The sequence below is a fragment of the Acidithiobacillus sp. genome, assembly GCF_049965315.1.
GTDB lineage: Bacteria > Pseudomonadota > Gammaproteobacteria > Acidithiobacillales > Acidithiobacillaceae > Acidithiobacillus_B.
The window spans coordinates 1-20,149 of the sequence record NZ_JBMFWL010000017.1 but is presented as its reverse complement, the minus strand read 5'-3'; the positions used below and the strand labels follow the sequence as shown (position 1 = coordinate 20,149).

Genomic DNA, 20,149 nt, shown 5'->3' with positions numbered 1-20,149 from the left:
TTCGGTATTCGCTACAAGCCCTAGAGTACGCGCCCCATGAATAGTGATTTTGAACGTATTCGTCGTCTTCCCCCCTATGTCTTTAATATCGTTACGGATCTGAAAAACCAGGCGCGCAAGCGTGGCGAGGATGTGATCGACTTCGGCATGGGCAATCCCGACCAGCCCACCCCGCAGAACATCGTGGACAAGCTCTGCGAGACGGCCCAGCGCGGCGATACCCACCGCTATAGCGTTTCGCGCGGCATTCCCCGCCTGCGCCGGGCCATTACGACCTGGTACGAGCGCCGCTATGACGTGCATCTCGATCCCGAGTCCGAGGCCATCGTCACCATCGGCTCCAAGGAGGGCCTGGCCCATCTGGCCCTGGCGACCATGGGCCCGGGAGATACGGTGCTGGTGCCCAGTCCCACCTATCCCATTCATCCCTACGGCTTTGTCATTGCCGGGGCGGACGTGCGTCATGTGCCCATGGTGCCCGGCGGCGACTTCTTCGCGGAATTGGAAAGGGCCATCAAGGCGGCCTGGCCCAAGCCCCGGATGCTGGTCCTCAATTTTCCCCACAACCCCACGGCGACGGTGGTGGGGCTGGATTTTTTCGAGCGCGTGGTGGACTTTGCCAAGGAGCACCGCATCTGGGTGGTGCATGATCTGGCCTATGCCGATATCGTTTTCGACGGCTATAAGGCCCCGAGCTTTTTGCAGGTGCCCGGCGCCAAGGACGTGGGGGTGGAGTTCTTCACCCTCTCCAAGAGCTACAACATGCCCGGCTGGCGGGTGGGTTTCGCCGTCGGCAATCCCAAGCTCATCGGCGCCCTGGGGCGCATCAAGAGCTATCTGGACTATGGGACCTTCACTCCCATCCAGGTGGCGGCCATCACCGCTCTGGAGGGCCCGCAGGACTGCGTGGAGGATATCCGCCTCATGTATGAGCACCGCCGCGATGTTCTCTGCGACGGCCTGGAGGCGGCGGGCTGGCCCGTGGACCGGCCCAGGGCGACCATGTTCGTCTGGGCGCGCATCCCCGAGGCCCTGCGCAAGATGGGCTCCCTGGAGTTTTCCAAGCTGGTGCTGGAGCGGGCGAAGGTGGCGGTGAGCCCCGGCATCGGCTTTGGCGAGATGGGAGATGAGTACGTGCGCTTTGGGCTGGTGGAGAACGAGCATCGCACCCGTCAGGCCATTCGCGGCATCAAGCAGATGTTCCGCGAGGATCTATGAGCAGACCGGCCATGGGCCCGGTGCGGGTGGGCATCCTGGGCATGGGGACGGTGGGTGGGGGGACCGTGCGGGTCCTGCGCCGTAATGCCGGGGAGATCGCCCGGCGCGTGGGGCGCGAGATCGTGATTGTCCAGGCCGCGGTGCGCAATCCTGTCCGTTTGCAGGGCTTGGACTTGGGCTGCCCGGTCACCAGCGATCCCTTTGCGGTGGTGCGCAATCCCGAGATTGACGTGGTGGTGGAGGTGATGGGGGGCATCGAGCCCGCCCGCAGCCTGATCCTGGAGGCCATTGCCGCCGGCAAGCATGTGATCACGGCCAACAAGGCCCTCCTGGCGGAACACGGCAACGCCATCTTTGCCGCCGCCCAGGAACAGGGCGTGGTGGTGGCCTTCGAGGCGGCGGTGGCCGGAGGCATTCCCATTATCAAGGCCATCCGCGAGGGCCTGGCGGGGAACCGCATCCAGTGGCTTGCGGGCATCATCAACGGCACCAGCAACTACATCCTCACCCGGATGCGTACCGCGGGCCGGGACTTCCCCTCGGCCCTGGCCGAGGCCAAACGCCTGGGCTATGCCGAAGCCGATCCGGGGCTGGACATCGATGGCGGCGACGCCGCGCACAAACTGACCCTGCTGGCCTCCATTGCCTTTGGCATCCCGGTGGATTTTGCCCATTGCCATGTGGAGGGCATCCGCAATCTCGACCGTGTGGACGTGGTCTATGCCGAAGATCTGGGTTACCGCATCAAGCTCCTGGGCATCGCCAAGCGCCGGGCCGACGGGGTGGAACTGCGCGTGCATCCCACCCTGATCCCCGAGGGTCACCTGCTGGCCAGTGTCGAGGGGCCCTTCAACGCGGTGCTGGTGGATGGCGATGCCGTCGGCCAGACCCTTTACTATGGTCGCGGGGCGGGTGCGGAACCCACCGCCAGCGCCATCGTCGCGGACTTGGTGGATGTGGCGCGGACCTTGACGGCGGACCCCAGCAACCGGGTGCCCCATCTGGCCTTCCAGCCCGATTGCATGAGTCCGTTGCCCCTGCTGCCCATGGCGGCGGTGGAAAGCGCCTATTACCTGCGTATCCACGCCCACAACCGTCCCGGTGTCCTGGCCCAGGTGGCCACGGTGCTGGCGGAGTACGGCATCTCCATCGAGGCGCTGGTGCAGAAGGAGGCGGGCGCGGCGGCGGATGTGCCCATCGTGCTGCTCTTGCATCGCTGCCGCGAGGGGGATCTGGATGCGGCGCTGGCGCGCATCCAGTCCCTGCCGGTGGTGACCCGCCCGGTACTGCGCCTGCGCGTGGAAGGGTTGGGGGAATCCGCCTAACCCTGTTGCAGCAGGAAAAAATGATTCATCATGCTGTGGACAATGAGGAGGTCTTTGTGACCGCAAGCCGTTACACCGGCATTATCGATCGTTATCGTGATTATCTGCCCTTGGCCCCGGAGACGCAGGCCGTGAGCCTGGGGGAGGGGAATACGCCGCTCATCGAGTGTCTGAACCTGCCCCGGCAACTGGGCGTGGATCTGCGCATCTTTCTCAAGTACGAGGGGCTGAATCCCACCGGTTCCTTCAAGGACCGGGGCATGACCATGGCGGTGACCAAGGCCCGGGAAGAGGGCAGCGAGATGGTCATCTGCGCCTCCACCGGCAATACCTCGGCGGCGGCGGCGGCCTACGCGGCCCGCGCCGGGATGCGCGCCTTTGTGGTCATTCCCGAGGGCAAGATCGCCCTGGGCAAGCTCTCCCAGGCCATGATGCACGGCGCCCTGGTCTTGCAGATCCGCGGCAATTTCGACGCCGGGATGCAGATTGTGCAGGAAGTGGCCGCCCGTGCCCCCATTACCTTGGTAAATTCGGTGAATCCTTACCGCTTGCAGGGGCAGAAGACCGCGGCCTTCGAGATCATCGAGGCCTTGGGGGCGGCGCCCGATTATCACGCCCTGCCGGTGGGTAACGCGGGCAATATCACCGCCCACTGGATGGGCTATTGCGAGGCGACGGACGGGCGCGGGGGCGCCGGGGAGATCCTCACCGGGGCCTGTAAGTATTGTCAGGGTCACTGCTCCTATGGCCACGGCAAGGCCGGCAAGCGCCCGAAGATGCTGGGCTTTCAGGCGGCGGGGAGCGCCCCTTTCATCGCCGGACATTTTGTCCAGGACCCCGAGACCATCGCCACGGCCATCCGCATCGGCCACCCCATGTCCTGGGATCAGGCCCATGTGGTGGCCCGGGAGAGCGGCGGCTGGTTTGCCGCCGTGACCGATGAGGAGATCCTCGAAGGGCAGCGCTGGCTGGCGCGCTACGAGGGCGTGTTCTGCGAACCGGCCTCGGCGGCCTCCGTGGCCGGGGTGGTGGCCGCGGCCCGCGCCGGGCGCCTGGAAGCGGGGGCGACGGTGGTCTGCACCCTCACCGGACACGGCCTCAAGGACCCGGATACCGCCATTGCCCAGGGCGGTGAGGTGGTGACCGTGGACGCCACCCTGGCAGCGGTGGAACGCGCCATTCTCGAGCGTTGATGCCCGCCGCCAAGGGGGACTCATCCGCAGGGGGGCTGACCCTCTGGCTCCCGGGGCTGCGCGCCTGGCCGGGCGAGGCGCTGGGCGAGTTCCTGCCGCGCTACTGGGGCCGGGGGCGACGGGAACGACTGCCGGCTACGACCTTGCTGGACTTGGCGGCCCGCCTCTGGAGTTTTCCGGCGGGTCCCCTGCCGGCCGCGGCGCTGCTGGCGGCCGCCGATGGCGTGGCGGTGAACGGGCGCTGGGTCATCGCCCTGGAGGCCGTGCAGATACAGTCCCGACAAGGGCAGGCGGTGGTGCTGCCGATGCCTGTGGAAACGCTGCAGGTAGAGGAAATGGATGTCCTGCTGGCTGCTGCCCGGGCCCATTTTGCCGGCGCTGGCTGGGAGATCGCGGGCGGGAAGCCGTCGGGACGCTGGTATGTCCTGGCGGAAGTCGTGCCGGATCTGCGGAGCACGCCGATTTATGCGGTGTTGGGTCGGGAACCCCTGGATCTCTTGCCCAAGGGCGGTGATGCGGGTTACTGGAATGGCATTTTCAACGAATTGCAAATGCTCCTGACGGCCCATCCGGTGAACCGGCGCCGGGAGGCGGAGGACCTGGAGCCCCTGCGTTTTTTCTGGGCCTGGGGGGAAGGACGCCTGCCGGACACCCGGCCGGCCGTGCGCTGGCAAGGCGTGGCCAGTTCGACCCCCTGGTTGCGTGCGCTGGCGGCCTGGGCGGGGGTGCCGTTGCTGCATGGGCTGGATGCCTTGCCCGATGGGGAACTGCGGATTTTTTGGGCGGAGGCGGGTGAGATCCTGTGGGAGTGGCCTGGGGACTGGCGTCTGGAGGAGACCGCGCCGGCTTTCGCCGGCATCGTGCCGGTCTTGCATGCCGCTCTGGCCGCTGGTGTCGCGGTGCAGTTATGGAGCGGCATCATGCCCGACGGAATGGCCGAGTGCGTGCGCCTGCGGCCGGGAGATCGCTGGCGCTTCTGGCGGCGGGCGGCGCGGCCGGGCCGGGGCGCCGCTGCTCTGGGGCGGTGGTGACGGGATGACGCGCTGGATGGAGCGGCCGGTGCCGACGGCGGCCTATGCCGATCTGCAGGCGGCGGGCCTGAGTCCGCTGCTGGCGCGCCTCTATGCGGCGCGGGGGGTGACGAGCGCTGCGGAGCTGTCTCTGGAAGCTCGGGATCTGGCCCCGGCTACTGGTCCGGCTCCTTTGCTTGGCCTGGACGCCGCCGCGCGGATCCTGGCCGACGCCCTCATGGCGGGTAAGGGTATCGTCATCGTCGGCGACTATGATTGCGACGGGGCGACCGCCACAGCCCTGCTGGTGGAGGCCCTCCAGGCCTGCGGCGCGACGCGCGTCGATTATGTGGTGCCCAATCGCTTCACTTGCGGCTATGGGCTGACGCCGGCGGTCCTGGAACTGATCCCGCCTGCGGCCGAGGTGCTGGTCACGGTGGATAATGGCATCTCCAGTCTGGAGGGGGTGCGGGAGGCCAAGGCGCGGGGGCTGCAGGTGGTCATCACGGATCATCATCTGCCCGGCGCGGAACTGCCCGCCGCCGATGCCATCGTCAATCCCAATCAGCCGGCTTGCCCCTTCCCCTGGAAGGGTAGCGCCGGGGTGGCGGTGGCCTTTTATCTGGCGGCGGCCCTGCGCAGCGTCCTGGATGCCGAGGGCTGGTTCGCCGTCCGTCCCCGGCCCAGTTTTGCGTCCCTCTGGGATCTGGTGGCCTTGGGGACGGTGGCCGACGTGGTACCCCTGGAGCGCAACAATCGCATCCTGGTGATGCAGGGCTTGCGCCGCCTCAATGCCGGGCGCGGGCGGCCCGGCTTGCAGGCCTTGCTGGAGGTGGCGGGACGGCCAGCCGGGCGATTGCAGGCCAGCGACCTGGGTTTCATCCTCGGACCGCGCATCAATGCCGCCGGTCGGCTGGAAGATATGGAGATCGGCATTCGCCTGCTGCTGGCGCCGGATCTCGAAAGCGCCAAGCCCCTGGCGGCGCAGCTCGATGAGCTCAACCGCCAGCGGCGGGGCATCGAGGACGATATGCGCAGCGCGGCGGAGATGCTCCTGGAGGTGGAGACGGAACTGCTGCAGAATTATGGCCTATGCCTTTTTGAGCCCGACTGGCATGCAGGGGTCGTCGGCATCGTCGCCGGGCGCCTGCGCGAGCGTTATCATCGCCCGGTCATCGCCTTTGCGGATCTCGGGGACGGCTGGCTGCAGGGTTCCGGGCGTTCCATCCCCGCCCTGCACCTGCGCGATGCCCTGGCCCAATGCGCGACCCAGGCGCCGGGCTTGCTGGGGCGCTTCGGCGGCCATGCCATGGCGGCGGGCCTGCGCCTGCGCCGGGAGGCATTGCCGCAGTTCCAGGCGCTCTTTGAGGCCGTTCTGCGGGACCGGCTCAGCGCCGAGGACCTGGAAGAGTCCATCGCCACGGACGGGTCTTTGCGCGGTGCCGAACTGGGGCTGGAAACCGCCCGTCTCCTGGAAGGGGCGGGGCCCTGGGGCAACCGCTTTCCCGAGCCCCTCTTCAGCGGCTCCTTTCGCGTTTGCGACTGGCGTTTGCTGAAGGGGGGGCATTTGCGCTTCACGCTGGAAACCCCTGCGGGCCAGCGACTGGAGGCGGTGCAGTTTCATCCCCCGGCCGAACCCCGGAGCACCTGGATCGAGGCCTTGTATATTCCGGAGATCAACCGCTATCGCGGTGAGGAACGATTGCAGCTACGTTTGCGCCAATGGCAATGTAAAGAGGAAAACGATGCGAGAAATTAACGAGATGCGCGCTCTGCGCGAAGATCTCCAGGCCCGGGTGCAGGGTCTGAGGGGGTTCCTTTGACCTTGAGGAAAAGCGCGGTCGCCTGGAGGAAGTGCAACGCGAACTGGAAGATCCCGGCATCTGGAACGACGCGGCCAAGGCCCAGGAACTCGGTCGGGAACGGGCGCGCCTGGAGGCGGTAATTACGCCTTTGGATCACCTGGCGGCCAGTCTGGGCGACGCCGGCGAGATGCTGGATCTGGCCGTGGCCGAGGGCGATGAGGCCCTGCTGGCGGCGGTGGACGCGGATCTGGATCAGGCCCTGGCCACGGTGGAAAAGCTGGAATTTCAGCGCATGTTCGCCGGCCCCCAGGATGCCGCCAACTGCTTCGTGGACATCCAGGCCGGGGCCGGCGGCACCGAGGCCCAGGATTGGGCGGAGATGCTCCTGCGCATGTACCTGCACTGGTGCGAGGGGCATGGCTTTGACACGGAGCTGGTGGAGCTCTCCGAGGGCGAGGTGGCGGGGATCAAGTCGGCGAGCATCCATGTGCGCGGTGACCATGCCTTTGGCTGGCTGCGTTCGGAGACGGGGGTTCATCGTCTGGTGCGCAAGTCGCCCTTCGATTCGGGCAATCGGCGCCACACCAGTTTCGCCAGCGTTTTCGTGTATCCCGAGATCGATGACAGCTTCGAGGTGGAGATCAATCCGGCGGATTTGCGCGTGGACACCTATCGCGCCAGCGGCGCCGGCGGTCAGCACATCAACAAGACCGACTCGGCGGTGCGGATCACCCATATCCCCTCGGGGATCGTGGTGGCCTGCCAGACCGATCGCTCCCAGCACAAGAACCGCGCCGAGGCCATGAACATGCTGCGCTCCAAGCTCTATGAGATGGAGATTCAGCGGCGCGATGCGGAAAAGCAGGCCCTGGAGGAGAGCAAGAGCGACATCGGCTGGGGGCATCAGATCCGTTCCTACGTCCTCGATCAGTCGCGGATCAAGGACCTGCGTACGGGCGTCGAAGTGGGGGATACGCAGAAAGTCCTCAATGGGGGCCTGGATGTCTTCATCGAGGCGGCCCTCAAGGCTGGCCTGTAGCAGGCGGTTTGGTATCCGGACGCCGCGTGCAAGGGTGGAATGGGGTTTTCGCAGTGCAGATCATTGACGGCGGGCCTTGGCCCGTTCGCCCAAGAGGAAGTGGAGCATGGAGCAGGACAGCAACGATCAGAGGATGGTGCGCCGCGAGAAGCAGGAGCGCTGGCGCGAGCAGGGGCAGGCCTATCCCAACGATTTTCGTCGGGACGCTTTGGCCGGTGATCTCGTCGCCCGCTATGGCGACATGGACGGGGCGGCCCTGGAGCAGGAACCCATCAGCGCCCGTCTGGCGGGACGGCTCATGAGCCGGCGGGTCATGGGCAAGGCCAGCTTTGCGGATCTGCAGGATCAAGGGGGGCGCATCCAGCTCTTCCTGGGGAAGGACCATCTGGGAGAGGCCGCTTACGGCCTGTTCCGGGAACTGGATCTGGGCGACATCATTGGCGTCGCAGGGGAGCTCTTCCGCACCCGCGCCGGTGAACTCTCCCTGCGCGTGGGGAGCCTGCGCCTCCTCAGCAAGGCGCTGCGCCCCCTGCCGGAAAAATGGCATGGCCTCAGCGACCCGGAGATCCGCTTCCGCCAGCGTTATGTGGACCTCATCGTGACCGAGGCCGCCCGGCGCACCTTCCGCATTCGCGCCCAGACCGTGGCCGCCCTGCGCCAGGGCCTGAGCCAGCGCGGCTTTTTCGAGGCCGAGACGCCCATGATGCAGCCCATCCCCGGCGGGGCCACGGCGCGGCCCTTCATCACCCACCATCATGCCCTGGACATGACCCTTTATCTGCGCATCGCCCCGGAGCTCTATCTCAAGCGCCTGGTGGTGGGCGGCTTCGAGCAGGTCTTCGAGATCAACCGCAACTTTCGCAATGAAGGGATCTCCACCCGCCACAATCCCGAGTTCACCATGCTCGAATGGTACGAGGCCTATGCGGATTTCCATCGCGCCATGGATCTCACCGAGACCCTCATCCGTAGCGCCGCCCAGGCGGCCCTGGGGACGGAGGCCATCAGCTATCAGGGGCTGGACATCGATCTCGGTCAGCCCTTCCTCCGCCTCACGGTGGAGGAGGCGGTGCGCGCCCACAATCCGGAGCTGGCCCAGGCGGACCTGCGGGATCCCCACTGTCTGGCCGAGCAGCTCGCTCGCCTGGGCATGGGCTGCCATCCCGGCTGGGGCTGGGGCAAGCGCCTCATCGAGATCTTCGAAAAGACCGTGGAGGGCAAGCTGCAGCAACCCACCTTCATCACCCATTACCCCTTGGAGGTGAGTCCTCTGGCCCGGCGCAACGACGACGATCCGGAAGTGACGGACCGCTTTGAGCTGATGATCGCCGGGCGGGAGATCGCCAACGGCTTCTCGGAACTCAATGACCCCGACGATCAGGCCGCGCGCTTCCGCGCCCAGGTGGCGGCCAAGGATGCCGGGGACGAGGAGGCGATGTTCTTTGACGCCGACTATATCCGCGCCCTGGAATACGGGATGCCCCCGACGGCCGGAGTGGGCATGGGGATTGATCGTCTGGTCATGCTCCTGGCGGACCAGGCCAGCATCCGCGAAGTGATCCTCTTTCCCCATCTGCGGCCGGAACAGGCATGAGGCCCTACGAGCTGTGGATCGGCCTGCGCTACACCCGCGCCAAGCGGCGCAATCATTTCATTTCCTTCATTACGGGTACGGCCATCATGGGGATGGTCATCGGCGTTGCCGCCCTCATCGCCGTCATGGCGGTGATGAACGGTTTTGACCATACCCTGCGTTCGCGGATCCTGGCGGTCACCTCCGATGTCATCGTCCAGGGCAATGGCATGCCCGTGCTCGACTGGCCCTCGGCGGTACGGCGGCTTTCCGCCCTGCCGGGGGTGACGGGCGTCGCCCCCTATGTGCAGGCCCAGTCCATGCTCTCCAACGGCAGTCTGGTGAGCGGTGCGGTGGTGGAGGGGATTGATCCGACCCTGGAGAACGGGGTCAATCGCCTCGATCACGACATGAAGGCCGGGTCGCTGGCGGCCCTCAAGACCCCCTGGAGCATCGTGCTGGGACGCTCCCTGGCGCGGGATCTGGGCGTCGGCGTGGGCGACAAGATCACCCTCATCTCCCCCCAGGGCGGCGTCACCCCCCTGGGGGTCACGCCGCGTCTGCGCCAGTTTACCGTGGTCGGTCTCTTTTCCGTGGGCATTTATGCCTATGACAGCGGGCTGGCCTACATCAATCTCGGCGACGCCCAACGCCTCTACGGGATGGGCCATGGCGTCACCGGCCTGCGCCTGAAGATCAAGGATCCCTTCGCCGCCCCGCAGTTTGCCAGCAACCTGCAAAAGCAGATCGGACCGGCCTTTTACGTGCAGGACTGGACGCAGACCCACGAAAACTTCTTCAAGGCCCTGAAGATGGAAAAGCTGGTGATGTTCGTCATTCTCTCCCTCATCGTCGCCGTCGCCGCCTTCAATATCGTGGCGACCCTGGTGATGGTGGTCACGGACAAGGAGACCGATATCGCCATCTTGCGCACCATCGGCGTTTCACCGCGCAGCATCACCGCCATTTTCATGATCCAGGGGGCGGTGATCGGGATCTTTGGGACCCTCCTGGGGGTCATTGGCGGCGTGCTTCTGGCCCTCAACATCCCCACCCTGGTGCCGGCCATCGAACAGATTTTCCATGTGCAGTTCCTGTCGCCGGAGGTCTACTCCATCAGCCAGTTGCCGTCCCGTTTGGAGCCCATGGACGTGGTCCATGTGGCCATTGCCGCCCTGGTCATGAGCTGGGTGGCCACCATCTATCCGTCCTGGCGCGCCGCGCGGATCGACCCTGCCGAGGCCTTGCGCTATGAGTGAAGCAAGGCCGATGGCGAGCGAGCCGGTATTGCAGGTGGAGCACCTGCGCCAGGTCTTTGCCGTGGGTCGGGAGCGCCTCGAAGTGCTCCGCGACATCCACCTGGAGGTGGCCGCCGGCGAGCGCCTGGCCATCATCGGCGCCTCGGGACAGGGCAAGAGCACCCTGATGCAGGTGATGGGTGGACTGGAAAAACCCAGCGCGGGGCGGGTCCGCATCCAGGGCCAGGACATCTATGCCCTCAACGAGCGCCGCCGCGGGCAATTGCGCAATCGCTCCGTGGGCTTCGTCTATCAGTTGCATCGCCTGCTGCCGGAGTTCACCGCCCTGGAAAATGTCCTGCTGCCACTGCTGGTGCGGCGCGAGCGCCGGGCGGCGGTGGAGCCCTGGGGACGGGAGCTGCTGGGCCGCGTGGGTCTGGCTCAGCGCCTCCAGCACAAGCCGGGGATGCTCTCCGGCGGCGAACGCCAGCGCGTGGCCCTGGCCCGTGCCCTGGTCACCCGCCCGGCACTGCTCCTGGCCGATGAGCCTACGGGCAATCTCGACAGCGAATCCGCCGAGGCGGTGCATAAGCTGATGCTGGAATTGAACCGGGAACTGGGCACCGCCCTGGTCATCGTGACCCACGAACCCAGCCTTGCCGCCCGGATGGCGCGGGTCTTGCGCCTGCACGACGGCGCCTTGCATCCGGTCGTGGTGCCGGCCGACTATCCCTTGCCATAGGATGGTCCGGGGATGGCGGTCGGCCTTGTCCGGGCCGCTGCTATGGGGACTGTGGCGGATGGACCGGATGGTGATGGCGATGGCGCAGCCGCCAGTAGACCCAGAGGCGCCAGCCCCAGAGCGTGCCCCCGTAGGCAATGATGGCCAAGGCCCCGCCGAACAACAGGCTGCCCAGCCAGGTGATGAGATAGGCGTGCCAGAGCCGGTCGCCCATGGCCGCCATGCCGATCTGACCATGGAAAAGGCGTTGGATGTCCACATAATGAATGGTGATGGGCGGGGCAAGACCGATCTGGTCCAATAGCCAGAAGCCGAATTGATAGCTGGCATAGAAAAAGGGGACGATGGTCAGGGGACCAGTCACCACAAAGGGCATGATCACCGCGATGGGGATATAGGCCCGCCGCCACAGGCTGATGAGCAGGATGCTGAGGACGTGGCCGAAAAAGGGCAGGCTGCCGACGAAGGTGCCAATGGCCATGCCGCGGGCGAAATTGTGCCGATGGGGATGCCAGAAGACCGGACGCGCCAGATAATGGGTGAAACGGCCCAGGGGCCTTTTGTGGAGAATTTCCTCCCGGGTGGGAAGACGGCAGAATGAAGGAAGGCGCAAATCGGGTAGTCCCATGCGGTCAGTGGCCCCTAGTGTAGCCAAGGGGACGGGCCAGGCCAAATCCTGGCCTGCCTTCCTGCCCTTCGCCCTTGCGGCGGGGCTGGGTCTGGGGGCATTCCAGTGGTTCAGCCGCCTGCCGCCCCTCTGGATCCCCTTGCTCTGCGCCCTGCTGGCGGCGGTCCTGGCCTGGCGCTGGCGCCGCTGGAGCCTGCCCGCAGTGGCCGCCCTGGCCTTTGCCTGGGGGGTCTGGCAGGCGCAACAGCGTGTGCAGGTCCACTGGCCGGCGCGGCAGACGGAACTGGTGACCCTCGTGGGCGAAATCGTTTCTCCGCCGCAACCGCTCGGGCGGGAAACCCATTTTCTCGTTGCTCCCCGCTGGATTGACGCTGGCCGTCAACGCCCCTTCCCGGCCAGGATAGACCTCCACGGTCATCTGCCCGAGGAGCCCCAAAGCGGTCAGATCTGGCAGTTCAAGGCCCATCTGCAGCCCGCTTCCGCCCTGCCCGCATCGCCCTTTGGCGATGCCGCACGCCAGCGCTTCTGGGCCAATATCCGCGCGACTGGCGGCATTCAATACGCCCAGCGCCTGGATGATCCGCCCTGGACCCCTTTGCGGCAGATCGAGGCCTGGCGCCAGTCGGTGGCTGCGGCCAGCAATGCCATCCTGCCGCGGGCGGAGGCGGGCTTTGTGCAGGCCTTGAGCGTGGGCATGGGCGGGCAGATTCCGGCAACCGTCTGGGCGGCCTTCCGCGATACCGGCACGGCCCACCTCCTGGTGATTTCCGGCTCCCATGTGGCCGTCGTCGCCGGCCTGGTCTTCTGGTTGACCCAATGGCTGTGGCGGCGGGTGCCGTGGCTGGTGAATCGTTACCCGGCCATGCTGGCGGCCAGCGTGGCCAGTATCCCGGCGGCTTGGGCCTATGCCCTCTTCGCCGGCTTTGCCCTGCCCGCCGAGCGCGCCGCCCTGATGATTACGGCGGCGGCGCTGGCGCGCTGCATGGGGCGCCGCAGCGATGCCTGGAGCGGTCTCGCGCTGGCGGCCTTGTGGATCTGTCTGGAAAATCCCGGGGCCATCCGCGAGATCAGCTTCTGGCTGTCCTTCGGCGCCGTGGCCGTGCTGGTCCTGGTGGCCTTTGTGGACCATGGGCAAGCCTGGTGGCGCCGCTTGCTGACTACCCAATGGGCGGTTTCCATCGCCCTGTTGCCCTTGCTGGCGGGGGTTTTCGGGCAGATCCCCTTAATTTCTCCCCTGGCCAACCTGTTGGTCATCCCTCTGGTAGAGCTCTTTGCCGTGCCGACGGCCCTCCTGGGCGCGCTGGCGACCTTGTTGGGCGGCGATGGCTTGGCGCGGCTCTGTTTTCACTTGGTGGCGGTGGCCATGCATGGCGTGGTGGTGCTCCTGGAAGCCCTCCTGCGCTTGCCTTATGCCACCGTCGTCACCGGCCGCCCCAGCTTCCCGGCCCTCCTCGCGGCCGGCCTAGGGCTGTCCCTGTTCTTTTTGCCGAGGGCCTGGCCGGGGCGCTGGCTAGGGGTCGTGGGCGTGCTGCCTTTGCTGTTGCCGGCACCGCTTTCTGCGGCGCTGGAGGTGGAACTGCTGCCGGCGGGAGAGGGAACGCTGCTCTTCTGGCGCCAACAGGGCCACAGCGGCATCTTCACCGCCAATCTCTGGCGCAAGGGCGAGGCACGGGAGGCGGCGCTGTGGTTGCAGGCCAGCACCCTGCGTCATGGCGTGACGTCCATGGAAAGTTGGGTGCGCAGCGACAGTTCGGCACCCGAGCCGCTGCCCCGTGTGCAACGGCAATGGTGGCCCCCGGGGGCTAAGGACTATCCGGGTGGGCCGTTGCCGCCCTTGCTTTGCGCTGCGGCTGGGGCGGCGCCCCCCGGCGGATCCTTCCTGACCGCGGCGCTGCCCCAATCCTGTGTCCTGCTCTTGGGTGGCCCCCGCGGCCCCTTGCTGGCCGGCGATCTCGACGGCGCGGCCATAGCCGCCTTGCGGCAGCGCTACGGAGCGCGGTTGGCCCAGCGCTCTGCCCTCTTTGTGCCCGCCTCCCTGACCGGCGAAGAGCGCCGCCAACTGCAGGCGACGGCGCCTTCGGCAACCCTGATCGTCGCCGCCGGTTCCGCTCCGGCGCTGCGCTCCTGGCGCTGGCTGGGCAATCGCTTGCAAGAAGAGGGGGCCATTGCCAAGGCCTACTGGGAGTGAATCCGGGTGAAGGAGAGGCTGTATTCCGCTTTTCCTATGTTATATTGCAACTCGCGCGCAGATAGGAGGTCAACGTGCTGCAACTCTTCCAATTGGGCGGCTGGGTCTTGCCCATCATCATCTTTGCCGCGGTGCTGACCCTGGCCATCATCGGCAATCGCTTCTGGGTGCTGCGGCGCTCGCGCATCGCCCCGGCGACGCTGGCGGCCCAGGTCACCAATCTCGTCGAGGTGGGCAAGGTGCAGCAGGCGGTCAAGCTGCTCTACGAAAACGATACGCCGCTGGCGCGACTGATGCTGGCGGCCTTGCAGCAGGCCGGGCAGCCGCGGGATGTCATCAAGGAGGTGGTGGAGGAAACGGGCCGTCACGAAGTGGCCCACCTCGACCGTTACCTGAACTTTCTGGGCAGCATCGCCGGCGTATCGCCGCTGCTGGGCCTGCTGGGTACGGTCTTTGGCATCATGTCGGCTTTTTCCGCCATCGGCTCGGTGGGCGTTGGCGATCCCAAGGCCCTGGCCAGCGGCATTGCCGAGGCCCTGATCACCACCGCCAGCGGCCTCATCGTCGCCATCCCCAGTCTGATCATGTACCGCTATTTTCGCGGGCGGGTCGATAGCCTGGTCCTGGAGATGGAGCGTGAGGCCCTGAAGGTCGTGAACCTGCTGGCGGGAGGGCAGGAATGAACCTGCGCCGCCGCGGCATGGAGGAGCCGGAGATCAATGTCATTTCCATGGTGGACATCGTTCTCGTGCTGCTGCTTTTTTTCATGGTGACCACGAGCTTTGTGCATCAGTCGCACCTGTCCATGGAACTGCCCAAGGCGGATCAGGCCCCTGCGGGTGAGCCCAAAACCCCCATTACCATCGACCTCAATGCCGCGGGCCAGGTCTCCATCGGCGGCCAGGCGATCCCCATGGGCGATCTGGCGGGACGTCTGAAGGCCATGGCGGCCCGGGATCCCCAGCGCGTGATCGTATTGCGGGCCGACAAGAATGCGACCCAGCAATATGTCATCGATGTGCTGGATGCTGCCCAGGCGGCGGGTCTGAACCGGATCAGCTTCGCCACCCTCAGCAGCCATTAGCCCATGCGACTGGAAGGGCAACGCCTGCAGCGGCTGGCGCGCCTGGCGGCCGGGGTCCTGCAGTTCACCGCCCGGACCATGCGCTGGCGGGTGGAAGGAGAGGCGCCGGTACGCCGCCTGCTGGCCCAGGGACAGCCCATCCTCCTCGCCTTCTGGCATGGGCGCCTGGCGATGATCCCCTATGCCTACCGGCGGATCGGCGGACGGCGGGTACAGATCCTCATCAGCGAGCACCGGGATGGCGAATTCATCGCCGCCGCCATGGCCCACTGGGGCTACGGCGCCGTGCGCGGCTCCACCCGGCGTGGCGCCGTCAAGGGGGCGCGCGGCATGTTGCGGGCGGCCCGCGCGGGCAGCGACCTCGCCATTACCCCTGACGGTCCCCGCGGTCCCCGGGAGGCCGTGCAGGAGGGGGTGGTGGAACTGGCGCGGCTCTCCGGTCTGCCCATCGTGCCGGTAACCTTTGCGGCCCGTCCGGCCTGGCGTTTCTCCAGTTGGGATGGTTTTGTGCAACCCTTTCCCGGGGCACGTGGGGTGATCCTCTGGGGAGAACCCCTCTGGGTGGCGCGGGAGACCGACGCCGCCGCCGTGGAGCAGTTGCGGCAGCAATTGGAGGCGCGGATGCGCGCCCAAAGCGCACGGGCCGACGCCCTTATGGAGCGAAAATGAGCTATTACGGCGCAGGGATGCTCAGGGCCCGCTGGGCCAGTTGGCGGGATTGGCGGCAGCAGCGGCGCGGCCAGGCCAACGCCCGCTGGGGCTGGATCAAGCCCCCCGCGGGCCGGGGCCCGGCCATCTGGATGCAGGGCTTTGCGGACTTCGACGACCTGCGGCTGGCGGCGGATCTGGCCAAGGCGATCCGGGAAAAGCGTCTGGACCTGCGCGTGGTGCTCACCTTCGAGGCCGAGCATCCCGATCTCCTGGAGCAGATGGACGGCGTTCCCGGCCTGGGCTACGGGTTTGGCCCCTGTGATCACCCGCAGGCCGTGGCGCGTGCCCTGGAGCGCCTGACCCCCCTGCGCTATCTGGCGCTGGGAGCCCCGCCGCGGCGGCATCTGGCGGCGGCCCTGACGCAGCGCGCCATACCCGCCGTCCTGCTGGGCACGGGGCCGGGCCTGGGACCCCTGCCGCCGGTGGAGGCTGTCTATCCCCGCAACGTCGAGCAGGCCGAGGCTTGGCGCTCCCTGCTGCCGGCCGCGCGCATCGAGGACCCCGTGGATTTTTCCACCCTCATCACCGTGGCCCAGGTGGAACCCAACTTTCGCGCTCTGGCCTGCGGCGGTGATGACTGGCAGCTCTGGTGGGTGGCCGGGGTATCGGCCGCGTCGGCAGGACGCTGGATCCAGGCCTGGCAGGGCAGCCCCCTGCGCCGCAGCGGCCTCCTGTTTCTCAGCGGGCAGGGTGTGGCGCCGGCGGGGCTGGAGCGGATGTCCCGCTGGGCGCGCACGCCTTTGGCCCCGGGCAGCGCCCTCTGGGTAGACGAAGGACGCTGGCACCCGGCCCTGGCGGTAGCCGCCCAAGGCGTACACCTGGAGGCGGCAAGTACGGGCGATATCTGGCAGGCCTTCGCCGGCGGCCGCCCCCTCAGCGCCGCGCCCTTATCGCGGCTGCCCCGGCCCGAGGCCATGGGCCCCGAACTCGTGCCTATCCTGACTGCGCCGGGCGCCGTCCTGGCGCGCTGGCAGGGTCTGCTGGGCGACCCCATGGCCGCCCGTGAACAGGGCGACGCCGCCCGGCGGGCCTTCTGGGCCGAGCGGCGGCGCGCCGGCGAGCGCCTGCCCGCCTTCCTGGAACGGGTCTTTGCCTGGTGAAGGGGGCCGCCCTCCTGGAACGGCAGTGGCGGGACGGCGGCCCCCTGGCCACGGCTTTGCGTCCCCTGGGGGCCATTACCTGCGCCCTGGCCGGCTGGCGACGCCGCCATGCCCATGGCCGCCCGGCCGTTCTCCCCAGCATTGTGGTGGGCAACCTCCCCGTGGGCGGCAGCGGCAAGACCCCGTTGGTCATGGCCATCGCCGCTGAATTGGCGGCGCGCGGCTGGCGACCCGCCATCGTCAGTCGCGGCTATGGCGCCCATCCTCCCCATCATCCCTACGCCGTGCAGCCCGGCGACCCGCCCCGGCGCGCTGGCGACGAGCCCCTGCTCCTGCGCCAGGTGGCGCCCGTCTATCTCAGCCCCCGCCGTCTGCCGGGCATTGCCGCTGCCGCCGCAGGTGGGGCCACAGTGGCCGTACTGGACGACGGCTTCCAGCATTTGGCCCTGCAGGCCCGGGTGCAGCTCCTGGTCTTTTCCGGCGCACGGCCCCTGGGCAATGGGCGCTGCCTGCCGGCGGGTCCCCTGCGCGAACCGCTTACGGGCATGGCCGCGGCGGACGCCTTGCTGGTGGACGCCGCGGCCGATGAAGCCCTGAGCGCCATGGAGACTCCCCGGCGTTTCCGCTTTCGCATCGTGCCCGTTGACCTGGCCCTGGTGCGTGATCCCGCCATCCGCCAGCCCTTGTCCAGCCTCCAGGACAGGGCGGTAAGCGCCCTGAGCGGAATCGCCCGCCCCGAACGCTTTGCCGCCCTCCTGGCGAGCCTGGGGGCGCGGGTGCATAGTCATTTTTTTGCCGATCATCATCCCTTCTCCGCCAGGGATCTCGCCGATCACCCCCGGCCCATCGTCATGACGGCCAAGGATGCGGTAAAATGCCGGGCAATCGCCGGACCGGATGACTGGTTCCTGCGCATTCGCGCCGAGCTGGAAACGCCCTTTTGGGATTGGCTGGCGCAGCGCTTGCCGTAAAGGAGGACTGTATGAGTGTGGATCACCGTTTGCTGGATCTCATTGCCTGTCCGCAGTGCAAGGGCCCCCTCTTTCCCTGCGCCCAGCGGGAGGCGCTGTGCTGTGAACGTTGCCATTTGAAGTTCCCCATCATCGACGACATCCCCGTCCTGCTCCTGGATGAAGCCGAGCATTATGAGGGCAAGATGCCGTGAACTTCTGCGTCCTCATTCCCGCGCGCATGGCCTCCACCCGCTTGCCGGGCAAGGTGCTCCTGGACGTGGGTGGCTTGCCCATGATCGAGCAGGTACGGCGGCGGGCACTGGAGAGCGGCGCGGCGCGGGTGGTGGTGGCCACCGATCACGAGGAGGTCATGGCTTGTGTGCAGGCATTCGGCGGCGAGGCGGTCGCCACCGATCCCTCCCACCATTGCGGCAGCGAGCGGCTGGCCGAGGCGGCCAGGCTCCTGGCGCTCCCCGACGAGGCCATCATCGTCAACCTCCAGGGCGACGAACCCCTCATGGATCCGGCGCTGCTGGCGGCCACCGCCGCCCTCCTGGAGAACCATCCCCATTGCCCCATGGCCACGGCGGCCGTACCCATCCGGACCTGGTCGGAGCTGGCGAACCCCCATGTGGTCAAGGTGGTGATGGATGCCCAGGACCGCGCGCTCTATTTTTCCCGCGCCCCCATCCCCTGGGACCGGGAACAGTTCCCCCTGAATGGTGATGCCCCCTTGCCGGGCGCCCATTGGCGGCATCTGGGGCTCTATGCCTATCGCAGCGCCTTCCTGCAGACCTACGCTGCCTGGGCCCCCACCCCCCTGGAGCGCAGCGAATCCCTGGAGCAGTTGCGCGCCCTGGAGCATGGGGTGGGCATTGCCGTCTATCGGGGCAGCGCCGCCCCCGCGGCGGGAGTCGATACCGCCGCCGACCTCGAACGTCTGCGCGCCCATTTTTCATCATCACCCAAGGAGATGTAATGGACCTGAAAAAACTGCCCGCCGGCAAGGACCTGCCCAAGGATATCAATGTCGTCATCGAAATCCCCCAGGGTTCCTCCATCAAGTACGAAGTGGACAAGGCCTCCGGGGCCGTCTTCGTGGATCGCTTCCTGTTCACGGCCATGCACTATCCCCTGAACTATGGCTTCATCCCCAATACGCTTTCCGATGACGGTGATCCCACCGATTGCCTGGTCTGGTCGCCCCAGCCCGTAGCGCCCGGCAGTGTCATTCGCGCCCGGCCCGTAGGTGTGCTGCTCATGGAAGACGAAAGCGGTGTCGATGCCAAGATCGTAGCCGTGCCCCAGGTCAAGCTCGCGGCGGGTTATGAGGGGGTGCAGGAAGTAACGGACCTGCCCGCGTCCCTGCGCGACCAGATCCGCCACTTTTTCGAGCACTATAAGGACCTGGAGCCGGGCAAGTGGGTCAAGGTCACGGGCTGGGAAAGCGCCGAACATGCCCGTGCCATCATCAGCAAGGACGCCGCGCGGGCCGTTTGAGGCCTGCCCGGCACCGGCTGTCCCTCGGGGCGGGCAAGATGGATCCGCCCCTTACTTTATCCATCCCGCCGTTTGGCCCTGGCACGTCCCTTGTGGGCCTCCGCTTTCGAGCGCACACTGGGTTTCCCCTCGCGTAAAGATTCCGGAGATCCCATGCTCCCGGTGCATCTGGCCAAGGGTCTGGCTGGTACGGACCCCTCTCCCCTGGAGCCCGCCGGCCCCCTCTGGCAGCGGGTGCCCACCCGCGACGAAAATGGCGCCCCCCTGGCGGATTTCATGATGCTTGTCCCACGACTGAAGCAGCGCAGCTCGGAGCAGCAACGCGATGTGCTCGCGCGCATCAACCGCGTCCTGCTCAGTTATCAGTCGTCGGTGGTCTTTGCCGAACTGAATCTGCGCACCAATCTCCTCTGGGTGAGTATCCGCCCCCGCCTGGGCCTGTGCCTGGAACTCCCCGCCGCCATCCACGCCCTCGTACCCGAAGCCCTGCTGGTGGCCCCTTACTGGCGTTGACATGGGGGAGGGGTTCATCGCGCCATAAACCCCCGGTAACCACGGGCAGGCCTATATACAAAGGTGTCGATGAGTCTAACCAAGCTGGATTCAGGGACCGGGACGGCTCCTCAATAGCTCTTGTAGGGAAGGAATTTGCCGGACATGACGATCTTCACGCGATCCCCGTTGGGGTCTGGCTCACGCGTCACGTCCATCCTGAAGTCGATCGCGCTCATGATGCCATCGCCGAACTCCTCGTGGACCAGTTCCTTGAACATTTGCCCGCGCATTCCCCCTGCCGGGCCGTAGGCCGGGAGGGGGTCAAGCGGGCTGTTGGGCCTTGCGCG

At 67.0% G+C, this 20,149-nt stretch carries 21 protein-coding genes; 19 read left to right on the top strand and 2 right to left on the bottom strand.

Going from position 1 to position 20,149, the window contains the following annotated elements; genetic code table 11:
- Window positions 1-36 precede the first annotated feature (36 nt).
- From alaC to ACP5MM_RS05875, 9 genes are all read left to right on the top strand, one after another.
- Window positions 37-1,218 (top strand): alanine transaminase, encoded by a 1,182-nt coding sequence (gene alaC, locus ACP5MM_RS05915; protein WP_427933063.1) that lies wholly within the window; start codon window positions 37-39, stop codon window positions 1,216-1,218.
- Window positions 1,215-2,543, top strand: coding sequence for a homoserine dehydrogenase (locus ACP5MM_RS05910; protein ID WP_427933062.1), 1,329 nt, complete (start codon window positions 1,215-1,217; stop codon window positions 2,541-2,543). The genes alaC and ACP5MM_RS05910 overlap by 4 nt, the downstream gene beginning before the upstream one ends.
- 20 nt (window positions 2,544-2,563) lie before the next feature.
- On the top strand, window positions 2,564-3,736 hold the full coding sequence (gene thrC, locus ACP5MM_RS05905) for a threonine synthase (protein WP_427934263.1): 1,173 nt from the start codon (window positions 2,564-2,566) through the stop codon (window positions 3,734-3,736).
- Entirely contained in the window at window positions 3,736-4,767 is a 1,032-nt protein-coding gene (locus tag ACP5MM_RS05900; RefSeq protein WP_427934262.1) for a hypothetical protein, read from the top strand. The genes thrC and ACP5MM_RS05900 overlap by 1 nt, the downstream gene beginning before the upstream one ends.
- Before the next feature lie 4 nt (window positions 4,768-4,771).
- Window positions 4,772-6,505, top strand: a complete 1,734-nt coding sequence (recJ, locus tag ACP5MM_RS05895; protein WP_427934261.1) for a single-stranded-DNA-specific exonuclease RecJ — start codon at window positions 4,772-4,774, stop codon at window positions 6,503-6,505.
- Window positions 6,492-7,590, top strand: a protein-coding gene (gene prfB, locus ACP5MM_RS05890) for a peptide chain release factor 2 (RefSeq protein WP_427933054.1) whose coding sequence is annotated in 2 segments (ribosomal slippage) — window positions 6,492-6,566 and window positions 6,568-7,590 — 1,098 coding nt in all. Because the reading frame shifts where the segments join, the coding sequence is not laid out codon by codon here. Before recJ ends, prfB begins: the two co-directional genes overlap by 14 nt.
- Window positions 7,591-7,696: 106 nt before the next feature.
- Window positions 7,697-9,184, top strand: coding sequence for a lysine--tRNA ligase (gene lysS, locus ACP5MM_RS05885; RefSeq protein ID WP_427934260.1), 1,488 nt, complete (start codon window positions 7,697-7,699; stop codon window positions 9,182-9,184).
- Window positions 9,181-10,422, top strand: coding sequence for a lipoprotein-releasing ABC transporter permease subunit (locus tag ACP5MM_RS05880; RefSeq protein WP_427933050.1), 1,242 nt, complete (start codon window positions 9,181-9,183; stop codon window positions 10,420-10,422). Before lysS ends, ACP5MM_RS05880 begins: the two co-directional genes overlap by 4 nt.
- 10 nt (window positions 10,423-10,432) lie before the next feature.
- Window positions 10,433-11,143 carry an ABC transporter ATP-binding protein gene (locus ACP5MM_RS05875; RefSeq protein ID WP_427933049.1) on the top strand — a complete coding sequence of 237 codons (711 nt, stop codon included), beginning with the start codon at window positions 10,433-10,435 and terminating at the stop codon, window positions 11,141-11,143.
- Between the two features lie 40 nt (window positions 11,144-11,183).
- Here the strand turns inward: ACP5MM_RS05875 and ACP5MM_RS05870 are convergent, their stop codons facing one another.
- Window positions 11,184-11,771, bottom strand: coding sequence for a DUF2062 domain-containing protein (locus ACP5MM_RS05870; RefSeq protein WP_427933047.1), 588 nt, complete (start codon window positions 11,769-11,771; stop codon window positions 11,184-11,186).
- Between ACP5MM_RS05870 and ACP5MM_RS05865 the strand changes: the two genes are divergently transcribed.
- The 10 genes from ACP5MM_RS05865 to ACP5MM_RS05820 all read left to right on the top strand — a co-directional run bounded on the left by ACP5MM_RS05865 (window position 11,770) and on the right by ACP5MM_RS05820 (window position 19,820).
- Entirely contained in the window at window positions 11,770-13,959 is a 2,190-nt protein-coding gene (locus ACP5MM_RS05865) for a ComEC/Rec2 family competence protein (RefSeq protein ID WP_427934259.1), read from the top strand. The genes ACP5MM_RS05870 and ACP5MM_RS05865 overlap by 2 nt on opposite strands.
- A 74-nt stretch (window positions 13,960-14,033) precedes the next feature.
- Window positions 14,034-14,642, top strand: coding sequence for a MotA/TolQ/ExbB proton channel family protein (locus ACP5MM_RS05860; RefSeq protein WP_123101794.1), 609 nt, complete (start codon window positions 14,034-14,036; stop codon window positions 14,640-14,642).
- Window positions 14,639-15,043 carry an ExbD/TolR family protein gene (locus ACP5MM_RS05855; RefSeq protein WP_427933171.1) on the top strand — a complete coding sequence of 135 codons (405 nt, stop codon included), beginning with the start codon at window positions 14,639-14,641 and terminating at the stop codon, window positions 15,041-15,043. Before ACP5MM_RS05860 ends, ACP5MM_RS05855 begins: the two co-directional genes overlap by 4 nt.
- A gap of 3 nt (window positions 15,044-15,046) precedes the next feature.
- Window positions 15,047-15,712, top strand: coding sequence for a lysophospholipid acyltransferase family protein (locus tag ACP5MM_RS05850; RefSeq protein WP_427933173.1), 666 nt, complete (start codon window positions 15,047-15,049; stop codon window positions 15,710-15,712).
- Window positions 15,709-16,854, top strand: coding sequence for a hypothetical protein (locus tag ACP5MM_RS05845; RefSeq protein WP_427934258.1), 1,146 nt, complete (start codon window positions 15,709-15,711; stop codon window positions 16,852-16,854). The genes ACP5MM_RS05850 and ACP5MM_RS05845 overlap by 4 nt, the downstream gene beginning before the upstream one ends.
- Complete coding sequence (gene lpxK, locus ACP5MM_RS05840; RefSeq protein ID WP_427934257.1) at window positions 16,851-17,825, top strand: tetraacyldisaccharide 4'-kinase; 975 nt, start codon at window positions 16,851-16,853, stop codon at window positions 17,823-17,825. The genes ACP5MM_RS05845 and lpxK overlap by 4 nt, the downstream gene beginning before the upstream one ends.
- Window positions 17,826-17,836: 11 nt before the next feature.
- The gene (locus ACP5MM_RS05835) at window positions 17,837-18,019 is read left to right on the top strand and encodes a Trm112 family protein (RefSeq protein ID WP_427933178.1); all 183 of its coding nucleotides are present in this window, start codon (window positions 17,837-17,839) and stop codon (window positions 18,017-18,019) included.
- Window positions 18,016-18,786, top strand: a complete 771-nt coding sequence (kdsB, locus tag ACP5MM_RS05830) for a 3-deoxy-manno-octulosonate cytidylyltransferase (protein ID WP_427933180.1) — start codon at window positions 18,016-18,018, stop codon at window positions 18,784-18,786. Before ACP5MM_RS05835 ends, kdsB begins: the two co-directional genes overlap by 4 nt.
- On the top strand, window positions 18,786-19,307 hold the full coding sequence (gene ppa / locus ACP5MM_RS05825; RefSeq protein WP_427933182.1) for an inorganic diphosphatase: 522 nt from the start codon (window positions 18,786-18,788) through the stop codon (window positions 19,305-19,307). Before kdsB ends, ppa begins: the two co-directional genes overlap by 1 nt.
- 153 nt (window positions 19,308-19,460) lie before the next feature.
- A complete protein-coding gene (locus ACP5MM_RS05820) occupies window positions 19,461-19,820 on the top strand; it encodes a hypothetical protein (protein WP_427933183.1) in 360 nt (119 codons plus the stop codon).
- A gap of 110 nt (window positions 19,821-19,930) precedes the next feature.
- On the opposite strand, the gene ACP5MM_RS05815 is transcribed toward ACP5MM_RS05820, so the two are convergent.
- Window positions 19,931-20,149: hypothetical protein (locus tag ACP5MM_RS05815; protein ID WP_427934256.1), on the bottom strand; the 219-nt coding region annotated here is incomplete at its 5' end.

Bases quoted from the DNA above. Each gene is read 5' to 3' on its own strand.
- alaC (WP_427933063.1), top strand. From the start codon at position 37: ATGAATAGTGATTTTGAACGTATTCGTCGTCTTCCCCCCTATGTCTTT.
- ACP5MM_RS05910 (WP_427933062.1), top strand. From the start codon at position 1,215: ATGAGCAGACCGGCCATGGGCCCGGTGCGGGTGGGCATCCTGGGCATG.
- thrC (WP_427934263.1), top strand. From the start codon at position 2,564: ATGATTCATCATGCTGTGGACAATGAGGAGGTCTTTGTGACCGCAAGC.
- ACP5MM_RS05900 (WP_427934262.1), top strand. From the start codon at position 3,736: ATGCCCGCCGCCAAGGGGGACTCATCCGCAGGGGGGCTGACCCTCTGG.
- recJ (WP_427934261.1), top strand. From the start codon at position 4,772: ATGACGCGCTGGATGGAGCGGCCGGTGCCGACGGCGGCCTATGCCGAT.
- lysS (WP_427934260.1), top strand. From the start codon at position 7,697: ATGGAGCAGGACAGCAACGATCAGAGGATGGTGCGCCGCGAGAAGCAG.
- ACP5MM_RS05880 (WP_427933050.1), top strand. From the start codon at position 9,181: ATGAGGCCCTACGAGCTGTGGATCGGCCTGCGCTACACCCGCGCCAAG.
- ACP5MM_RS05875 (WP_427933049.1), top strand. From the start codon at position 10,433: ATGGCGAGCGAGCCGGTATTGCAGGTGGAGCACCTGCGCCAGGTCTTT.
- ACP5MM_RS05865 (WP_427934259.1), top strand. From the start codon at position 11,770: ATGCGGTCAGTGGCCCCTAGTGTAGCCAAGGGGACGGGCCAGGCCAAA.
- ACP5MM_RS05870 (WP_427933047.1), bottom strand. From the start codon at position 11,771: ATGGGACTACCCGATTTGCGCCTTCCTTCATTCTGCCGTCTTCCCACC.
- ACP5MM_RS05855 (WP_427933171.1), top strand. From the start codon at position 14,639: ATGAACCTGCGCCGCCGCGGCATGGAGGAGCCGGAGATCAATGTCATT.
- ACP5MM_RS05850 (WP_427933173.1), top strand. From the start codon at position 15,047: ATGCGACTGGAAGGGCAACGCCTGCAGCGGCTGGCGCGCCTGGCGGCC.
- ACP5MM_RS05845 (WP_427934258.1), top strand. From the start codon at position 15,709: ATGAGCTATTACGGCGCAGGGATGCTCAGGGCCCGCTGGGCCAGTTGG.
- ACP5MM_RS05835 (WP_427933178.1), top strand. From the start codon at position 17,837: ATGAGTGTGGATCACCGTTTGCTGGATCTCATTGCCTGTCCGCAGTGC.
- ppa (WP_427933182.1), top strand. From the start codon at position 18,786: ATGGACCTGAAAAAACTGCCCGCCGGCAAGGACCTGCCCAAGGATATC.
- ACP5MM_RS05820 (WP_427933183.1), top strand. From the start codon at position 19,461: ATGCTCCCGGTGCATCTGGCCAAGGGTCTGGCTGGTACGGACCCCTCT.